Below are 17866 nucleotides of genomic sequence, written 5' to 3'. Positions count from 1 at the left end.
TTGAATGCGGTTATTGTTGATGCAAAACGAACGATCTTTGGAAAACAAAACGGGCTGCTGAAGCCATTTCTCCCGGAGGATTTGGCGGCTCCCATCATCAGCTGTCTCAGCCGAAAGCTAGGGGGTCAAATTCATGAAGTGATTCTCGGAAACGCGACCGGCAGAGGCGGCAATCTCGCCAGGCTGTCAGCTCTGCAAGCCGGACTGCCTTTATCGGTTCCAGGGATGACGATTGACAGACAGTGTGGCTCCGGTCTTGAAGCTGTGCGCTATGCCTGCACTCTCATTCAAGCGGGAGCCGGCACGATATATATCCGGGCGGCTCAGAAAGCAGCAGTCAATCGCCTTTTTCAGAACGGGCCCGCTTTTCTCCAGATACAATCGGTGATCCCGACATGGGCATCGCAGCGGAATATACGGCAGCACGCTTCTCCATCAGCAGAAAAAAGCAGGATGAATACGCGCTGCTCAGCCATCAACGCAGCAGAAACGCACATGATAAAGGATTTTACCGTCAAGAAATCGTTCCTCTCGGAGAATTAGAGAGGGACGAAGCATTTCTGAAAAGGCGGCCGATAGAAGCGATTATTTCCCGTGCAAAACCGGTTTTCGACACGAGTTCCGGAACGGTTACAGCAGCCAACAGCAGCGGCATATCAGACGGAGCGGCCGCTCTTCTTGTGATGGAAGAAGAAAAAGCGGCATCACTCGGCTATAAGCCTGTGCTTCGGTTTATCGGCAGCGCCGTCAGCGGGATTCACCCGAACTATCCGCCCGCGGCACCGGTTGATGCAATCCGGAAGCTCTTAACTGCACATGATGTAACACCTGATAATATCGATTTATATGAGATCAATGAAGCCTTTGCCGTCAAAATTTGTGTCTGCTCGCAAGAACTCGGCATCCCCTTTTCAAAAATCAATGTACGCGGCGGCGCGTTAGCTCTCGGCCATCCGTACGGCGCATCAGGTGCAGCTCTGGTAACCAGATTGTTTTATGAAGCGCAAAGACGGACAGACTGTCAATATGCCGTTGCTGCTATCGGGAGCGCCGGCGGAATCGGACTGGCTTTATTATTTGAAGTTCTTGCATAGGCGTTTTCATAGGATGCGTGCTTTTGATTTAGTATAATAGCGATATGACTAAAGTCAGAAAGGGGATTTTATGACAGCCGTTTGCTTAGTAAGACATGGAGAAACCGATTGGAACCTGCAGCAAAAATGCCAAGGCAAAACCGATATTCCGCTGAACGCGACAGGTGAACGCCAAGCAAGAGAAACCGGAGAATATGTAAAGGATTTCTCTTGGGATATTATTGTGACCAGCCCGCTGAAAAGAGCAAAAAGAACCGCGGAAATCATTAATGAATATCTGCATCTTCCGATTGTCGAGATGGATGATTTTAAGGAACGCGATTACGGCGATGCGGAGGGCATGCTGCTGGAAGAACGGACCAAGCGCTATCCGGATAAAAACTATCCGAATATGGAAACGCTGGAAGAACTCACTGACAGGCTGATGGGCGGTTTGGTCAAAGTGAATCAGGCGTATCCAAACCAGAAGGTGCTGATCGTCGCGCACGGCGCAGCGATTCATGCATTGCTGACGGAGATTTCCGGCGGGGACCCAGAGCTTCAAAGCACGCGCCTCGTCAACGCCTGCCTCAGCAACATTGAATTTGCAGAAGAGAAATGGCGGATTAAAGACTATAATATTAACAGCCACTTATCCGGCTTTATCAAATAAGAAAAAGACAGGCATTCGCCTGTCTTTTCTTCTATTTCTTATCAGCCGGCATCTCTTTCTGAAGCTCATCCAAAATGGCATTGGCCCCGTCCACACTGCGGCGCAGAGACCATACCGCGCGGTCCACGTGGTACACATGTCCGTTTTTCACTGCCTTCAGCTTCTTCCAAAGCACATTCTTTTCAATAGGGCGTTTGCCGTCCGCGTCGATCTCATCTGTTTTTCCTGTCATCAGGATGATCACATCTGGATCTGTTTTCAGCAGCTGCTCAAGTGTCATTTTCATGTTCACTGAGTCGCCGCCATTGCTTGATTCGCTGTTACTTGACGTGCTGATCGCGTATCGATAGCCAACCTGTGTTAAAAGTCTTGATGTAAAGAAATTTTCATCTCTCGCCTTAATCGTATCATTTGTATTTCCGATCAAAAGGACGGACTGGCTGTTAGCGCTGATTTTCCGCTTTGTCTCGCTAAGCTTTTCTTCATGTGCTGTCAGCTTTTTCTCCATTTCCTTCTCCTTGCCGACTGCTTTTGCAATCGTAAGTGAAGCATCAATTGTATCCTGATAATCAGCATTTAAATTATCAAGCGCGATCGTCGGCGCGATTTTTTTCAGCTGATCGTATACCTTCTTATGCCGGGTTGTGTCGGCAATAATTAAATCAGGTTTTAATGAAGCGATTTTTTCCATGCTTGGCTGTGAACGAGTACCGACAGATGTGTAGCCGTCAATTTTCTTCAGCACATCCTTGTTGATCAGCTGCTTCGCTTTATTGTCATCGGCAACCCCGACAGGCGTAATGCCGAGATCAAGCAGTGTGTCGATAAAACCAAGCTCAAGAACAACAACCCGCTTCGGATGCTCAGGCACATTTGTCTTTCCTAAATCATGTGTTACCTCCACTTTATTTTCTTTGCTGTTTTGATTGCCGCTTGAAGACGAGCAGGCAGCCGTTAAGACAGAAAGAAGTAAAACTGTAAGAATAATCAGTGTTTTTTTCATGCGTTCCAGTCTCTCCTGTATGTAGTTTCTAAGGTTAAGATGTCCAAGAGATAGTATAACACGGAATGAGAATCATTATCACTAATTATTTTTTAAATGAGAAGAGAAAGTTCAGCTTACAAGAACATCTTGTTTCTCTCTGTTTAAAACGGCCATGCTTTAAGTGATACGGAAGCTTTGGATGAACTTCTGGCTGATGACCTTATTTTTGTTAACCACATCGGTCAAATGCTGACGATATTAAAACACATCGGTCAGGTAATACAGCAGCTTAACATTATGTATATAAAAAAGCTTGCAGAAAAACCTAGATTTCTCTGCAAGCTGATCCTGTTAAAGCTTTACAATGACTCTTCCTTGAATCCGATTTTGCAAAATATCGTTTAACGCAGCCGGCGCTTCTGCCAATGATACTTCCCTGTCCACGATAGTCAGCAGCTGATCAGGCTTGAGATCAGAAGACATGCGCTCCCAAACAGCGGCTCTGACATCCATCGGACAGTACACTGAATCAATTCCGAGCAGACTGACCCCGCGAAGAATAAACGGATACACTGTTGCAGGAACCTCTCCCCCGCCCGTTAAGCCGCTCACCGCGACAGCTCCGCCATATTGGATTTTGCTTAAAAGCGAGGCAAGCTGTTTTCCGCCGACAGGATCAACCGCTCCCTGCCATTGCTGCTTGGACAGCGCCTTAAGCTTTCCGTCATAGACCTCTTCTCTGCTGATCACTTCGCTTGCACCGATCTGCTTCAAGTAATCAGCCGCATCCCGGTTTCCGGTGCTTGCCACCACATCATAGCCCCGCTTGTTCAGCATCGAGACCGCAATTCCGCCGACACCGCCGGTTGCTCCTGTGACAAGCACGCTCCCTTTTTCCGGAGACAGGCCGTTCTGTTCAAGCCGATGTACCGATAACGCCGCAGTAAACCCCGCCGTTCCGTACGCCATCGCTTCTTTTAAAGTAAGATTCGATGGCAGAGGCACCAGCCAGTCACCAGGCACTGAAGCATATTCACTTAATCCGCCATCGCGGGAGACACCGAGCTCATAGCTTGTCGCGATCACCTCATCACCCTCGGCAAAGCGCGGATCATTGGAAGAGACAACCGTACCCGCAGCATCAATGCCTAAAATAAGCGGATACTCTCTGACGATATTGCCGCCTGCTTTTCCGGCCAGACCATCTTTATAATTGATGCCGGAATAAGCAATTTTAATCAGGACACCGTCTTTCGGCAAATCCTCTGTTGACATGGTTTTCACATGGACTGAAACATCTTCGGCATTTTTCTCTGCCAGCAATGCTTGAAATAACGTTGACATTCGGCACACTCCTTTTCGTTTATATCGTAACCGAAGAACGTTCAAAAAACCAAATCATCAAGCTTCAATTTTACTTCGCCGGCACATTGAGACGATAATGGACAAAAGCAGTTTCCTCTTCATAGCCGTTTTTCTCATATAAGCTCCTTGCCGTCTTGTTGTGGTGTTCCGTCTGAAGCGATAAACGGTTTGCTCCGTTTTCCGCAGCAAAATCCTTTGCAGCAGACAGCAGCTGCCCGCCGGCTCCCTTTGCCCGCGCATGAGGAGCGACGAATAAGTCATTTAATATGTAGATTCTTTTCATAGACACAGAAGAAAACGTTGGATAGAGCTGGGTAAAACCTATGAATTCTCCGTTTTTTTCTGCTATCAAAATAATAGACTCGTCATTTTCCAGACGTGCTTTCAAAAAAACCTCTGCCCCTTTCAGATCGGACGCCTGCTTATAAAACTCCCGATACTGGTTAAACAGAGGCGCAATGGCTTCTGCATCTGATGTCTTTGCTAGGCGAATGTTCATCTCATTTCTTCCTCCCTCTCTATAATCGTTTTATTTTAGTCCTAATAGAATTTTCTGTAAAGTTTATTTGTTAGAATACTTTTATCAGCATGCATAGAAAAAATATCACGATAATATCCATTGATCTCACGGAAACACATGCAGGTCATTTGAAGGATTTTTTTCGACAGGAATTTGCCGGGGCTCAGGAGCATTTAACCTGAAAAAGCATGACATTTCAGCATAATGAACATTTACTCATGTCTATTTTCGTTCTTTTCTGTATAAAAATAGTTATTTCGAGTTCCTACAGAAATAGCGAGAGATGATATACCTAAATAGAGATGAAATCATCGCGAAAAAATGGGTCTACTAAAATATTATTCCATCTATTACAATAAATTTACAGAATAGTCTTTTAAGTAAGTCTACTCTGAATTCTTTTAAAGGAGAGGGTAAAGAGTGAGAAACAAAAAATTGTGGATCAGCTTGTTGTTTGCGTTAACGTTAATCTTTACGATGGCGTTCAGCAACATGTCTGCGCAGGCTGCCGGAAAAAACAGTACAGAAAAGAAGTACATTGTCGGATTTAAACAGACAATGAGTGCGATGAGTTCCGCTAAGAAAAAGGATGTTATTTCTGAGAAAGGCGGAAAAGTTCAAAAGCAGTTTAAGTATGTTAACGCAGCCACAGCTACATTGGATGAAAAAGCTGTAAAAGAATTAAAACAAGATCCTAGCGTTGCATATGTGGAAGAAGATCATATTGCACATGAATATGCGCAATCTGTTCCTTACGGCATTTCTCAAATTAAAGCGCCAGCTCTTCACTCTCAAGGCTACACAGGCTCTAACGTAAAAGTGGCTGTTATCGACAGCGGAATTGACTCTTCTCATCCTGACTTAAACGTCAGAGGCGGAGCAAGCTTTGTACCTTCTGAAACAAACCCATACCAGGACGGCAGTTCTCACGGCACGCATGTAGCTGGTACGATTGCCGCTCTTAATAACTCAATCGGTGTTCTCGGCGTAGCGCCAAACGCATCGTTATATGCAGTAAAAGTTCTCGATTCAACAGGAAGCGGCCAATACAGCTGGATTATTAACGGCATTGAGTGGGCCATTTCCAACAAGATGGACGTTATCAATATGAGCCTTGGCGGACCTTCTGGTTCTACAGCGCTGAAAACAGTAGTTGATAAAGCCGTTTCCAACGGTATCGTCGTTGCAGCTGCAGCTGGAAACGAAGGCACGTCCGGCAGCTCAAGCACAGTCGGCTATCCTGCAAAATATCCTTCTACCATTGCGGTAGGTGCGGTAAACAGCAGCAACCAAAGAGCTTCATTCTCAAGCGTAGGTTCTGAGCTTGATGTGATGGCTCCTGGCGTATCCATCCAAAGCACACTTCCTGGAGGCACTTACGGCGCTTACAACGGAACGTCTATGGCGACTCCGCACGTTGCCGGAGCAGCAGCGTTAATTCTTTCTAAGCACCCGACTTGGACAAACGCGCAAGTCCGTGATCGTTTAGAAAGCACTACAACATACCTTGGAAGCTCTTTCTACTATGGAAAAGGCTTAATCAATGTAGAGGCAGCTGCACAATAATATAAAAAAGAAGCAGGTTCCTCCATACCTGCTTCTTTTTTATTTGTCAGCATCCTGATGTTCTGGCGCATTCTCTTCATTTTCCGCGTGTTGTATCCGTTCCATGATCGAAGGGTGGCTGCCTCTGAATATCTTTACAAGCACCGGAGGATCAACCTGGCTCAGTCCCGTCACAGCCAAATCCTGAAACGTTTTGACAGCGGCTTCTCTGTTCTCCGTCAGCTCGATCCCATACTGGTCAGCCTGATTCTCCTGATAACGAGAGACAGCATTAGAAAAAGGCGTGACCGCAAAACTCAAAACAGACACCAACAGCAACAACAGCGGCAGTGCTGCCAGGTCATGCCGCCCCTCCAAATGAAACATGCTGCGGGTAAAGCGGACCGTTCGCTTGTAAAGCTTATCAATGACATAAAATCCGGCGAGCGACACAAACAAATAGCCAGCCAGTCCGATATAGACGTGTTTCATGACATAATGGCCCATTTCGTGGCCCATAATAAAGAGAATTTCTGAGTCGTCAAGCTTGTTCAGCGTCGTATCCCACAATACAATCCGTTTGTTCGCTCCGATTCCTGTGACATAGGCATTAAGCGCATTTGTTTTTTCGGACATGTTCACTTCATATACATGATCAGCCGGAATATCGGCTTCTTCTGCCAGCTCTAAAATTTTGCTTTCAAGCTCTTTGTTTTTCAAAGGGTAAAAATCATTGTATAAAGGATCGATAATGACTGGCTGAATAAAAAACAGAAACAGCGAAAACGGCACAGTTAACAGCCAAGCATATAACCACCATTTTTTTTCATGCCTTTTGATCAGCCAATAAAACACGAGAACGCAAAGCGTAAAGATCGGAAAGCTGATCCAAAAGTCTATGACCTGATCCTTAGCCCAGCTGGCCGCTGTCTGTGTAGAAATGTTGTATTCAAGCGATACTTGATAGCCTATCCAATCTAAAGGCAGCGTCACTAACGTTGTGATCAGCGAAAGCACAAACACAAAGCCAATGATCTGCAAAAACCGAAAGGGCACGGCTGCTTCCATCCATTTTTTGATCTTCTTTGAAACGCCGCTGACCAGCAACACAAAAAACAGAAACCAATCAAGAGGAATCCCAATAAAAAATAAAAAATTCTTTACATTCGAATACTGCTCGGCCACTGTCAATTCAGACGGCTTCATGAAAGAAGCCGGGTCAGCCTGCGTCCCTTTAACGGCCTCCGGTACTGCGGAATCACCAGACAGGAAAAAATACCAATAAAAAAACAGCCCATACAGCACGTAAGCAAGCCCTGCTGCCGCAATCCACCTGCGCATAACGCCTCACTCCTCACATCAACCCGTTACTTCTATTGTAATCATAAATTCAAATTCTTAGAACCAGGCTGTGCATTCGTACTTTTCCATCCTTTTAGGCATGGAAACCCTGATCGCTGGGAAAACTAACAATGTTTGGAGTGATGCAAATGAAAAAAATAGTGGCAGCCATCGTGGTTATCGGTCTTGTGTTTCTTGCATTTTTCTATCTTTACAGCCGGTCAGGCGATGTATATCAATCGGTAGACGCGGATTTGATCACGCTGTCTTCAAGCGGCCAGGAAGATATCGAGATTGAAAAAAGGCAGCACGTCAAAGATATGCTGGACATTATGAATCAGGGAAAACAGCTGAAGACAGAAAAAACATCAACCCCTGATTACGAAGGGACAATCAAATTTCATAAAGACCGGTACGACTCATTCAGACTATGGATTGACGGCAGCCAGCAAGCCGTTTATTTGAAGGACGGGACATACTACAAATTAAGTAAAAGTGATACAAAGGCGCTGCTAAACATTATTAAAAAAGAAGCAAAGGATTGAAATGAAAAAGCGAAGCTCGCCGCTTCGCTTTTTCGTATTATTGAGGCAAAATATCTCTCAGCGCCCGTCTGAGCATTTTCCCCGTCGCATTTTTCGGAATGTCGTCAAGAAACGTAATGGCGGCAGGCCGTTTGTATTTTGCCAGATGTTTTTCACAGTGCTGCATGATGTCCGATTCTGTTACGCCAGATCGTTTAGGTACAATATATCCCTTTACCGCTTCACCGCTTTGGGCGTCCGGCACACCGATAACAACTGCCTCCTTGACATCCGGGTGGCTGTACAGCACTTCCTCCACCTCGCGCGGATAGACGTTGTATCCTCCTACAATGATCATGTCTTTTTTCCGGTCAACAATGTAAAAATAGCCGTCCTCATCTCGTCTTGCCAAGTCCCCCGTATAAAGCCATCCGTCTTTTAACGCATGCTTTGTTTCCGCCGGCATTTTATAATAGCCCTTCATCACATTGGGGCCTTTCACGATCAATTCGCCGACCTGGTGATCGGGCAGCTCACGCCCGAGCGGATCTACGACCTTGTTTTCGACATGCAATATACTTGTCCCGATAGAGCCCGGCTTTCTGCCCCTGTCAAACGGGTTAAAACACGTGACTGGTGATGCTTCTGAAAGCCCGTAGCCTTCCAAAATGGTCACGCCAAATTTTTCTTCAAACGCGGTCAGCAGCGCGACTGGCATGGCCGCGCCTCCCGAAATGCACAGCCGAATGGAAGAAAAGTCATCTTTCTTTCCGTTTTCATGCTGAAACAAGTAATTATACATCGTAGGCACACCGGCAAAAATGGTCGCCTGCCGCTGCTTAACAAGCTGAAAAACAGATGCCGGGCTGAATTGAGGTTCAATCAAGACAGTTGCTCCGCTCATCAGCGGGGCATTCATGCAGACGGTTAAACAAAACACGTGAAACATGGGAAGAGCACAGACCACATTGTCATTCTCATCCATTCCCAAATAGCCGGCGACGTCGTTGGCATTGCTGTACAAATTTTGATGGGTCAGCATCGCGCCTTTCGGTTTTCCGGTTGTTCCTGACGTATACAAAATGACTGCGGTATCATCAGAGACAATCTCCGGGCTTTGTTTAGCGGCAGATGTCGGACGCAATATTTTTGCAAACGTTGTCATTTTCATCCTGACCTCTGGGTCTGAAGCTTCTGGCTCGGCATCTCCCGTCTGGCATAAAATGACGAGCTCAACCTTCGGAAGCGATTCATGCATGCTCTCATAAAGCGGCAAAAGCTGATCAACGCCCACGACCGCCTTTACATCGCCATTTGTCAGCATATAACCGATTTCTGTGGGCGTGTACAACGGGTTGATGGGCACAACCACAATCCCAGCCTTTAGCGCACCAAAAAACGCGATGATAAAATCGGGCGAATTGCCAAGCAGCAAAGCTAGATGGTCCCCTTTCTCCATACCGGCTTCCTGAAGTCCGTCCGCAAATCGCTGAATGTGTTCATTCAGCTCCTGATACGTTATCATGTGATCCTTAAACCTGCATGCGATGCTGTCGGGCTTCTCAGATGCTGTCTCTTCCAATTTTGAAACGAGATTCATTCTCCCACCCCTTAAAGTGAATGAACAGTCATTCATTAATGAAGATAAGCTTTCCCTTTCATTATAGAGAAACAGAAAAAAACACTCAAGAGCAAAAAGCCCTGAGTGTCAGTACTGTTATAGTTTCTTTAATGCTTCGGCAATCGGTGTGTCTCCTTCTGTCAGATCAAAGGCCCGATTTTCCGTATTGGTTTCATCTAAAGAGGCAATGACCGTTTTCGCAACGTCATCCCGGGAAATATCCCCCCGCGCCAGGTCCTCCGCTGCTGAAACAGTACCCGTTCCAGGCTCATTGCGAAGGCCTCCCGGACGGATAATCGTATAAGTTAAACCGCTAGCTTCCAGAATTTTATCAGCATAATGTTTGGCTACATAATAAGGTTTAAGTGATTCATTCCAATTTTCACGGTTGTGGGCTTGCAGGGCGCTAACCATAACAAACCGTTTAATGCCCGCGATATCCGCAGCTTCCATTGCTTTTGCCGCTCCGTCTAGATCAACCAGCAGCGTTTTATCATAACCTGTGCTGCCGCCGGAACCCGCTGTGAAAATGATCGCGTCGCAACCTTTTGCCGCGGCAGCGATTTCTTCCGGGCTGCCCTCCAGATTCGCAAGCACAGCTTCTGCACCGGCAGCTTCGAGAGACGCTTTCTGTTCTTCTTTTCTGATCATCGCTCTGACGGAATGATCAGGATTGTCTCGGAATAAAGAAACGAGTCTTTGTCCAATTTGTCCGTTCGCTCCGATTAAAAACACTTTCATGTGAATCCCTCCTGCCTCCATTATTTCAAAACCACAACCGCTCTTTCAAACAATGTGTTTTGCCTTAATAAATCAGATCAAGGAAATCCTCTTTCGTAATGTTCCCAAAGTAATGCTTAAGATTCACACCGTCCAGCACATCAGCGATGACACTGCGTTCATATTGTTTTCCGACCAGCAGGTTTTCAATTTCAGATACATCACCGGCTCCGAAGAAATCTCCGAAGATTTTGCAGTCCTCAATTTTGCCTTTCTTGACTTCCAGACGCAAGTCTATCGATCCGATCGGATAGCGTTTGGAGTGATTGAGGTTAAATTTCGGTGAACGGCCATAGTTCCAATCCCAATTCTGATAGCGCTCTTTCGAAATCTGATGAATGACCTCCCAATCTTTTTCTGTCAGCTTATACTCCGGCACGTTTTGAATATCATTTGTATTAAAAATATGGCGAAGCAAATGACTGCGGAATTGTTCTGTCGACATTTTATCATCGAGAAACTCACTGATATTTGCCACTCGGCTTCTGATCGATTTGATGCCTTTTGATTCAATTTTATCCTTTTTCACTTTTAATGCAGACACAACATGATCAATGGCTGAATCAAACATGAGAGTGCCGTGGCTGAAAATTCGTCCTTTTGTTGCAAACTGGGCGTTTCCGGATATTTTCCGGCCATCTACTACAATGTCGTTCCGGCCGCTCAATTCTGCGTCTACTCCTAGCTGGCGTAAAGCCTGGATCACCGGCTCAGTGAACTTTTTGAAGTTATGAAAGCTGTCCCCGTCATCCTTTGTGATAAAGCTGAAGTTCAAGTTCCCCAGATCATGATACACAGCGCCTCCGCCTGATAAACGGCGGACAACGATAATCCCGTTTTCCTCTACATATTTTGTATTGATTTCTTCTATTGTATTTTGGTTTTTCCCAATGATAATAGACGGCTGATTCACATAAAAGAGCAAATACGGCTGTTTTGGGTCTAAATGCTTTACACAGTACTCCTCGATAGCAAGATTGATCCGCGGATCATTGATATTTTGATTGTCAATAAATAACATGGTGCTCCTCCTTTATCCTTCCCACACAAAACCTGATTTCGCAATATTCACTTCGCCGTTAAAAACGGTTTTCGCTTCTTTGCGAAGATTGTCATGCACGCCGAAATGCGGCAAATGTGTCAGCAGCAGTTCTCCCGCTCCCGCTTCTTTTGCAATTCGCCCGGCTTCCAGGCTGTTCATATGGCCTGCGCTTGTCCCGTCTTGGTCAGCATAAAAATTGCATTCTGAGATCAATAAATCGGCATTTTCCGAAAATGGAATAAATGAATCCTGATAGCTGGAATCAGCAGTATATACGACAGTATGGCTGCCGTCAGTAATCCGCATGGCATAGCATGTCACCGGGTGAATCGTTTTTAAAAAGGTGATCGTAAACGGACCGGCAGTCAGCGGCTGATCCGGCTGGTAGGCAATCCCTTTCGTATGTGTTTTATATGTAAGCTTTTGAAACTGTTCTATATCAGCATCATGTCCGTAAATCGGAAGCGAATGCTCTCCTTTGCCGAGAAACGAACCGACTTGCTTGGCAAATTGCAACGGCCCGATGTCAGCGATATGGTCATGGTGATAATGAGACAGAACCACCGCATCCAGCTTCTCCGCCGGCACATATCTGAACAGCTTAGATAATACGGCACTGCCGCAATCAACAAGCAAAGAGTAATCACCTGACTGAAATAAATAGCCCGACGTCGCTTCATTTGCCGCCGGAAAACCGCCATAGCATCCGATAACTGTAACTTTCATAATGTCCTCCTATCTTTTCAAGAAAATTGATCCTCCTTCAATATACCCATTTTTCTTAAAAAAAGCATGTTTTAAACATTGTATCAAAACAGTTGTTGATTTTTACAATCTGTTATATTACAATGAAGACACTACAAAGGGGAAAGAGGGATTGGTTATGCTGGGGAAAATCACAGAATTTTTTAGAAACCTGCCTTCGAAAAAGTGCGCGGAATGCGGAAAAAAGATAGAAGAGCAGCATGAATGTTATGGAAATATATGCAATGACTGTATAAAAGTAAACGATTTGTAAAAGAGCGAAAATCCCGCGCAGCACGCGCGGGATTTTCTTTATTTTTCCACACTTCTTTATTTTGAAATAATAATTAGGTTAGGTCAAAGCTCACCCGTTTTTAGATAATTCTGGTGATTTCAATCACATTTTAGAAAATTCTTTATTTTCTAAATATAATTTACTATAGACGAATTCATTTCATATCTATTATAATTTGATCTAATAGTGAGATTAAATATATGTCTATTCATGATATATGTTGATACTTTGTTTTTTGGGAGGTAATCTATGAAAAGAATTAAGTTTGGATTAGCCACACAAATATTCGTTGGACTTATTCTAGGTGTCATTGTTGGCGTTATTTGGTACGGCAACCCAGCATTGCCTACTTACCTGCAGCCAATCGGGGATCTCTTTTTACGCTTAATCAAAATGATAGTGATTCCTATTGTTGTCTCCAGCTTAATCATCGGTGTAGCCGGTGCAGGAAATGGAAAGCAAGTCGGTAAATTAGGCTTCAGAACAATTCTGTACTTCGAGATCATTACGACTTTTGCTATCATTCTCGGACTAGCCCTTGCAAACATCTTCCATCCGGGTACAGGAGTTAATATACACGAAGCCCAAAAATCAGACATTAGTCAATATGTTGAAACTGAAAAAGAGCAAAGCAATAAATCAGTGGCGGAAACGTTCCTGCATATTGTGCCGACAAACTTCTTCCAGTCCTTGGTTGAAGGGGATCTTCTTGCCATCATCTGTTTTACAGTTCTATTTGCATTGGGGATTTCCGCAATCGGAGAAAGAGGCAAGCCTGTATTAGCCTTTTTTGAAGGCGTATCCCATGCCATGTTCCACGTTGTAAACCTTGTGATGAAAGTGGCGCCATTCGGCGTTTTCGCGCTTATCGGAGTCACTGTGTCTAAATTCGGACTCAGTTCTCTTCTCTCTCTCGGAAAGCTCGTCGGATTGGTGTATGTCGCACTTGCTTTCTTCTTAATTGTTGTATTTGGAATTGTTGCAAAAATTGCCGGCATCAACATTTTCAAATTCCTTGCTTACATGAAGGATGAAATTTTACTGGCGTTCAGTACGTCCAGCTCAGAAACAGTTCTTCCGCGCATCATGGAAAAAATGGAGAAAATCGGCTGCCCGAAAGGCATTGTTTCATTTGTTATTCCGATCGGATATACGTTTAACTTAGACGGTTCCGTTCTCTATCAATCTATTGCCGCACTGTTTTTGGCACAGGTATACGGCATTGATTTGACACTTTGGCACCAAATTACACTTGTGCTCGTCCTTATGGTGACATCTAAAGGGATGGCTGCCGTGCCTGGCACTTCTTTTGTCGTCTTGCTTGCGACACTTGGCACTATCGGCGTTCCGGCTGAAGGACTTGCCTTTATTGCCGGTGTAGACCGCATCATGGACATGGCACGTACAGTTGTCAACCTGACTGGTAACGCGCTTGCTGCCGTTGTGATGTCTAAATGGGAAGGCCTGTTTAATCCTGCGAAAGCTGAGACGGTCATGTCTCAAGCAAAAGCAGACCAAAACGCAACCATTTCCGGTTAATGAAAAGCCTGCGGGGTTCTTGCCCCGCAGGCTTTTTTAATCTTTAATAAGCTCAAACAGCTCTGTAATCAAAACAGTATCCTCATACAGCTCCAGTTCACCGTTTTTGATCAGTTCCGCCCATGCCATCCGATGGTCTTCCTGAAATTCTTCAATTCGGTCTCCATTGCCCTCTCCTTTGACTAACCTCATATCAGGCGCTCCAAAGGTCGTTTCAAACACATCTGTCACCTTTATATTGCATCTCGGATTGTCATGTTTATCATAAACGGTAACAAGCTGCCCCGCCGTTTGATACACTTCTCTCAATTCATCTTTTGAATATAATGATTTCGGGGCGCACGTGGCTGTTTTTTCTCCGGCGAGGATTTGCTGAATCAGCTGTTCTCCCAAGCCGTCATCACCTTCCCATCCGAAAGTGCTTTTCAGCTTATAAATCTTCATTCGTCTTCTCCCTTATACCATCGGCGACTGTACATAATAGTACAGAAGCTTAGCTGTATGGCGAAGGGATGATTTATGAGTGCGTTCAAATGCATGCGAAGCGTCAATTCCCGGCCCGATCAGGCCATGTACAATATCATGCCCGGATTTGATTGCTGCTGACGCATCCGACCCGTAGTACGGATAAATATCAAGTTTATAGTCGATATGATGCTTCTCAGCTAAATTGGCTAAATGCTTTCTCAGCTGATAATGATACGGCCCGCTCGCATCCTTCACACAGATTGATACTGAATATTCATCTGTCGCCTGCCCGTCACCGATAGCTCCCATATCAACCGCCAAATATTCAACTGTTTCAGGAGGAATATTTGAATTCCCGCCGTATCCGATTTCTTCATTATTCGAAATGAGAAAATGAGTTGTATACGGCAATTCAATTTCTTCTGTTTGAATTTGATGAATTAGGCGGAGCAATAAGGCGACGCTTGCTTTGTCATCCAAATGGCGCGATTTAATAAATCCGCTTGATGTAATCTCGACACGGGGATCAAACGACACAAAATCTCCGACGCCAATGCCAAGCTCTTCCGTATCTTTCCGGCAGTGAACAGGTTCATCAAGGCGGATCTCCATATTCTCTTGATTCCGCTCCGCTTTGCCCGCGTCTTTGTATACGTGCACAGACGTTTGATGCATTAAAATTGTGCCTGTATACGTTTTTCCCGAGGCGGTTTCAATTTGGCAGTACTCCCCCTCAATCGAGTTGTAGCGGAACCCGCCGATCAAATCGATTTTCAGCCGGCCGTCAGCTTTAATCTCCTTTACCATAGCGCCGAGGGTGTCAACGTGCGCCGTCAGCATGCGGTGCCGGGATGTGTCGCGTCCGGGAAGTGTTGCAATTAAGCCGCCCTTATGGTTCCGAACCGTTTCTACCTTCCATTCATTTAAAAGGCTATCAATATAATTGATCACCTCATATGTATTTCCTGTCGGGCTTGGGATCGAAACAAGCTCTTTAATGAGCTCCATCGTTTTACGTACGGACGTCATAGGATATTCCTCCTTTTATTTTTCTATATAAAATATACTCTTTTCCCGAGGGACCCGTCCAATCTTTTCCTATCAATCTCTCATATGCTGTAGAGAGCATGGGAAGAGGAGGGATATCTATGTGCTGTCGTCATTCACATGAACGGAAACATCATTGTCACGATTGGTTTGATGAGTTTTGGTTCTTTGACGAGTGGTTCGATAAGGATTTCCACGACCATTGCAAGAAAAAGAAAGAATGCCATGACCCTTGCGAGAAGAAGAAGAAAAAGAAAAACCATTGTTTCTCTTGTAAAAAACACAGACACTCTTGCTGTCATTGCTAAGGGCTGAATCAGAAATATTCTGATGACCCATGCTTATCGAATATTTCCATTCACATTTTTCCAAGCAGGCTTTACTGCTGCTTGGACTTTTTTATTGAAACAGGCTTTTTGCTTTTACAATCCAATAGACTGATATGGCAGCTATTAAAGCAACAATGATTTCAACAGCTGCAGCATGTTCTATTATTCTTTTTTGGTATAAAACCGCCGGTACATTAAAGATCGCATGTAAAAGAATAGAATACAGCAAAAAAAGCGGCCGGCGGCTTTTAACCGCATACAGGATAAGCAGCGACAGCCCGATTTGGACGGCAATCGCACTGATTCTTTCTATTCCGCCCAGCAGCCATTCATACGAAGGGGTATGCAGCAGCTGCTCCTGAATCGGCAGAAGTGCCTGTTTGATGTCTTCATTGATCAGAAACTGTTCAAACGTTCCGCTATTGATCGCAAATGCGTATACAATAAGTGAAATGGAGGACAAGCCTGTAATCAGGATGGCTTCAAGCCCCCCATGGCCTGCTCCGAAAGCCAGGCCATCCGCCCAAGCATGATGGCGCTTCAAAAAAATTCTCATCATGATATATCGTCCGCACTCCTCAAAAATCCCGGCCATCAAGCAGCCGTAAATGCCATACCACAATGGATTTTGCATGGCCTCTTTCGTTATGTCATTCACTTGCAGTACATAAACATGAACGCCGCCCTCCAACAGCTGAGCAAAGACAAAAAACGTGAGAGCGCCAATAAAAAACACCTTTAACGAGGCGCCATACTTTCGTTTAAACCATACTATCAGTCCGACCGGCAACAAAAATGCAATAGCCCCGGATACCGCCATAAAGACTACTGCTTCTTGACTGACCATTTACCAGCCTCCTTTTTCTATTCCTAGATTCCCTATTTCACATTTTCTCTTTTTTTATGAAAAATCCTTCTTTTTAGTACCAGATGCTAATATCTAGTGTTATAATTTGGTCACAAGGAGTGGTTCATATGTCAAAAGCAAAAATTACGGCTATCGGCACCTATGCGCCTAGCAGGCGCTTAACCAATGCTGATTTAGAAAAAATTGTTGATACGTCAGATGAATGGATTGTTCAGCGCACAGGTATGAGAGAACGCCGGATTGCGGATGAACAGCAGTTCACCTCTGATTTATGCATCGAAGCGGTGAAGGATCTTAAGAGCCGTTATGAAGGGACACTTAATGATGTCGATATGATCCTCGTTGCCACAACAACATCCGATTATGCCTTCCCGAGTACGGCATGCCGTGTGCAGGAATTTTTCGGGTGGGAAAGCACCGGCGCACTGGATATTAATGCGACGTGCGCCGGACTGACATACGGTCTTCATTTGGCAAATGGATTGATCACATCCGGCCTTCATCAAAAAATTCTCGTCATCGCCGGAGAGACACTGTCAAAAGTAACGGATTATACCGATCGAACGACATGCGTTCTGTTTGGCGACGCTGCGGGTGCGCTGTTGGTAGAACGAGATGAAGAGACGCCTGGATTTCTTGCGTCTGTCCAAGGAACAAACGGGAACAGCGGAGATATTTTGTACCGTGCCGGGCTTCGGAATGAACTAAACGGGGTGCAGCTTGCTGGTTCCGGTAAAATGGTCCAAAACGGCCGCGAGGTGTATAAATGGGCAGCGAGAACCGTTCCGCGCGAATTTGAACGCCTTTTACGTCAAGCGGATCTGACAAGCGGAGAGCTTGATTGGTTTGTGCCTCACAGCGCCAACTTGCGCATGATCGAGTCGATTTGTGAAAAAACACCGTTCCCGATTGAAAAAACGCTCACCAGTGTTGAATACTATGGAAACACGTCTTCTGTTTCGATTGTTTTGGCGCTGGATCTCGCAGTGAAAGCCGGGAAGCTGAAAAAAGATCAAACCGTGATGCTTTTCGGATTTGGCGGCGGATTAACCTATACAGGGTTGCTTGTCAAATGGGGAATGTAACAAAAAAAGAACTTGTTTCATA

The 17866-nt window shown here is 45.1% G+C and carries 17 protein-coding genes and 1 pseudogene; 7 read left to right on the top strand and 11 right to left on the bottom strand.

The genetic code is table 11. The features are described from left to right. A pseudogene (locus tag AC4CV5_RS06265) lies at positions 1-1094 on the top strand (acetyl-CoA C-acyltransferase). A 70-nt stretch (positions 1095-1164) separates the two neighbouring features. Beyond that, positions 1165-1746, top strand: a complete 582-nt coding sequence (phoE, locus tag AC4CV5_RS06260) for a phosphatase PhoE (protein WP_474215324.1) — start codon at positions 1165-1167, stop codon at positions 1744-1746. 31 nt (positions 1747-1777) lie between these two features. On the opposite strand, the gene AC4CV5_RS06255 is transcribed toward phoE, so the two are convergent. The 3 genes from AC4CV5_RS06255 to AC4CV5_RS06245 all read right to left on the bottom strand — a co-directional run bounded on the left by AC4CV5_RS06255 (position 1778) and on the right by AC4CV5_RS06245 (position 4595). Then, on the bottom strand, positions 1778-2749 hold the full coding sequence (locus tag AC4CV5_RS06255; RefSeq protein ID WP_222142549.1) for an ABC transporter substrate-binding protein: 972 nt from the start codon (positions 2747-2749) through the stop codon (positions 1778-1780). Between the two features lie 333 nt (positions 2750-3082). Continuing rightward, positions 3083-4075: an NADPH:quinone oxidoreductase family protein gene (locus AC4CV5_RS06250; RefSeq protein ID WP_222142548.1), complete on the bottom strand. Its 993-nt coding sequence runs from the start codon at positions 4073-4075 to the stop codon at positions 3083-3085. Positions 4076-4145: 70 nt separating this feature from the next. After that, entirely contained in the window at positions 4146-4595 is a 450-nt protein-coding gene (locus tag AC4CV5_RS06245; protein WP_373923892.1) for a GNAT family N-acetyltransferase, read from the bottom strand. Positions 4596-5036: 441 nt separating this feature from the next. On the opposite strand from AC4CV5_RS06245, the gene aprE reads away from it, so the two are divergent. Continuing rightward, positions 5037-6182 carry a subtilisin AprE gene (gene aprE / locus AC4CV5_RS06240; protein WP_166853717.1) on the top strand — a complete coding sequence of 382 codons (1146 nt, stop codon included), beginning with the start codon at positions 5037-5039 and terminating at the stop codon, positions 6180-6182. Between the two features lie 39 nt (positions 6183-6221). Here aprE and AC4CV5_RS06235 read toward each other — a convergent pair whose 3' ends face one another. Further along, positions 6222-7502, bottom strand: a complete 1281-nt coding sequence (locus AC4CV5_RS06235) for a M48 family metallopeptidase (RefSeq protein ID WP_166853718.1) — start codon at positions 7500-7502, stop codon at positions 6222-6224. A gap of 149 nt (positions 7503-7651) precedes the next feature. On the opposite strand from AC4CV5_RS06235, the gene AC4CV5_RS06230 reads away from it, so the two are divergent. After that, the gene (locus tag AC4CV5_RS06230) at positions 7652-8047 is read left to right on the top strand and encodes a YhfM domain-containing protein (protein ID WP_166853719.1); all 396 of its coding nucleotides are present in this window, start codon (positions 7652-7654) and stop codon (positions 8045-8047) included. A 37-nt stretch (positions 8048-8084) separates the two neighbouring features. Here AC4CV5_RS06230 and lcfB read toward each other — a convergent pair whose 3' ends face one another. The 4 genes from lcfB to AC4CV5_RS06210 all read right to left on the bottom strand — a co-directional run bounded on the left by lcfB (position 8085) and on the right by AC4CV5_RS06210 (position 12195). Then, positions 8085-9626, bottom strand: coding sequence for a long-chain-fatty-acid--CoA ligase LcfB (lcfB, locus tag AC4CV5_RS06225; RefSeq protein WP_326220966.1), 1542 nt, complete (start codon positions 9624-9626; stop codon positions 8085-8087). A 117-nt stretch (positions 9627-9743) separates the two neighbouring features. Then, a complete protein-coding gene (locus tag AC4CV5_RS06220; protein ID WP_490922276.1) occupies positions 9744-10388 on the bottom strand; it encodes an SDR family oxidoreductase in 645 nt (214 codons plus the stop codon). 64 nt (positions 10389-10452) lie between these two features. After that, complete coding sequence (lplA, locus tag AC4CV5_RS06215) at positions 10453-11448, bottom strand: lipoate--protein ligase (RefSeq protein ID WP_490922275.1); 996 nt, start codon at positions 11446-11448, stop codon at positions 10453-10455. A 12-nt stretch (positions 11449-11460) separates the two neighbouring features. Beyond that, entirely contained in the window at positions 11461-12195 is a 735-nt protein-coding gene (locus AC4CV5_RS06210) for an MBL fold metallo-hydrolase (protein WP_490922274.1), read from the bottom strand. Positions 12196-12352: 157 nt separating this feature from the next. Here AC4CV5_RS06210 and yhfH point away from each other — a divergent pair, with 157 nt between their 5' ends. Beyond that, the gene (yhfH, locus tag AC4CV5_RS06205) at positions 12353-12487 is read left to right on the top strand and encodes a protein YhfH (protein ID WP_003244802.1); all 135 of its coding nucleotides are present in this window, start codon (positions 12353-12355) and stop codon (positions 12485-12487) included. Between the two features lie 270 nt (positions 12488-12757). Next, positions 12758-14047, top strand: a complete 1290-nt coding sequence (gene gltT, locus AC4CV5_RS06200) for a glutamate/proton symporter GltT (protein ID WP_014113257.1) — start codon at positions 12758-12760, stop codon at positions 14045-14047. Positions 14048-14083: 36 nt separating this feature from the next. Here gltT and AC4CV5_RS06195 read toward each other — a convergent pair whose 3' ends face one another. The 3 genes from AC4CV5_RS06195 to AC4CV5_RS06185 all read right to left on the bottom strand — a co-directional run bounded on the left by AC4CV5_RS06195 (position 14084) and on the right by AC4CV5_RS06185 (position 16738). After that, entirely contained in the window at positions 14084-14491 is a 408-nt protein-coding gene (locus AC4CV5_RS06195) for an ASCH domain-containing protein (RefSeq protein ID WP_166853724.1), read from the bottom strand. Between the two features lie 12 nt (positions 14492-14503). Then, a complete protein-coding gene (locus AC4CV5_RS06190) occupies positions 14504-15544 on the bottom strand; it encodes a M42 family metallopeptidase (protein ID WP_166853725.1) in 1041 nt (346 codons plus the stop codon). 417 nt (positions 15545-15961) lie between these two features. Next, complete coding sequence (locus tag AC4CV5_RS06185) at positions 15962-16738, bottom strand: YhfC family intramembrane metalloprotease (RefSeq protein ID WP_166853726.1); 777 nt, start codon at positions 16736-16738, stop codon at positions 15962-15964. A 128-nt stretch (positions 16739-16866) separates the two neighbouring features. Here AC4CV5_RS06185 and fabHB point away from each other — a divergent pair, with 128 nt between their 5' ends. Continuing rightward, a complete protein-coding gene (gene fabHB / locus AC4CV5_RS06180; RefSeq protein ID WP_166853727.1) occupies positions 16867-17844 on the top strand; it encodes a beta-ketoacyl-ACP synthase III FabHB in 978 nt (325 codons plus the stop codon). The last annotated feature ends 22 nt before the right edge of the window (positions 17845-17866 follow it).

The organism is Bacillus sp. NS1, assembly GCF_058248265.1.
This window is presented reverse-complemented; position numbering and strand designations above follow the sequence as displayed.

What these genes read in the sequence shown, in the direction of transcription:
- phoE (WP_474215324.1), top strand. Translation starts at nt 1,165, where the DNA reads ATGACAGCCGTTTGCTTAGTAAGACATGGAGAAACCGATTGGAACCTG.
- AC4CV5_RS06255 (WP_222142549.1), bottom strand. Translation starts at nt 2,749, where the DNA reads ATGAAAAAAACACTGATTATTCTTACAGTTTTACTTCTTTCTGTCTTA.
- AC4CV5_RS06250 (WP_222142548.1), bottom strand. Translation starts at nt 4,075, where the DNA reads ATGTCAACGTTATTTCAAGCATTGCTGGCAGAGAAAAATGCCGAAGAT.
- AC4CV5_RS06245 (WP_373923892.1), bottom strand. Translation starts at nt 4,595, where the DNA reads ATGAACATTCGCCTAGCAAAGACATCAGATGCAGAAGCCATTGCGCCT.
- AC4CV5_RS06235 (WP_166853718.1), bottom strand. Translation starts at nt 7,502, where the DNA reads ATGCGCAGGTGGATTGCGGCAGCAGGGCTTGCTTACGTGCTGTATGGG.
- AC4CV5_RS06230 (WP_166853719.1), top strand. Translation starts at nt 7,652, where the DNA reads ATGAAAAAAATAGTGGCAGCCATCGTGGTTATCGGTCTTGTGTTTCTT.
- lcfB (WP_326220966.1), bottom strand. Translation starts at nt 9,626, where the DNA reads ATGAATCTCGTTTCAAAATTGGAAGAGACAGCATCTGAGAAGCCCGAC.
- AC4CV5_RS06220 (WP_490922276.1), bottom strand. Translation starts at nt 10,388, where the DNA reads ATGAAAGTGTTTTTAATCGGAGCGAACGGACAAATTGGACAAAGACTC.
- lplA (WP_490922275.1), bottom strand. Translation starts at nt 11,448, where the DNA reads ATGTTATTTATTGACAATCAAAATATCAATGATCCGCGGATCAATCTT.
- AC4CV5_RS06210 (WP_490922274.1), bottom strand. Translation starts at nt 12,195, where the DNA reads ATGAAAGTTACAGTTATCGGATGCTATGGCGGTTTTCCGGCGGCAAAT.
- yhfH (WP_003244802.1), top strand. Translation starts at nt 12,353, where the DNA reads ATGCTGGGGAAAATCACAGAATTTTTTAGAAACCTGCCTTCGAAAAAG.
- gltT (WP_014113257.1), top strand. Translation starts at nt 12,758, where the DNA reads ATGAAAAGAATTAAGTTTGGATTAGCCACACAAATATTCGTTGGACTT.
- AC4CV5_RS06195 (WP_166853724.1), bottom strand. Translation starts at nt 14,491, where the DNA reads ATGAAGATTTATAAGCTGAAAAGCACTTTCGGATGGGAAGGTGATGAC.
- AC4CV5_RS06190 (WP_166853725.1), bottom strand. Translation starts at nt 15,544, where the DNA reads ATGACGTCCGTACGTAAAACGATGGAGCTCATTAAAGAGCTTGTTTCG.
- AC4CV5_RS06185 (WP_166853726.1), bottom strand. Translation starts at nt 16,738, where the DNA reads ATGGTCAGTCAAGAAGCAGTAGTCTTTATGGCGGTATCCGGGGCTATT.
- fabHB (WP_166853727.1), top strand. Translation starts at nt 16,867, where the DNA reads ATGTCAAAAGCAAAAATTACGGCTATCGGCACCTATGCGCCTAGCAGG.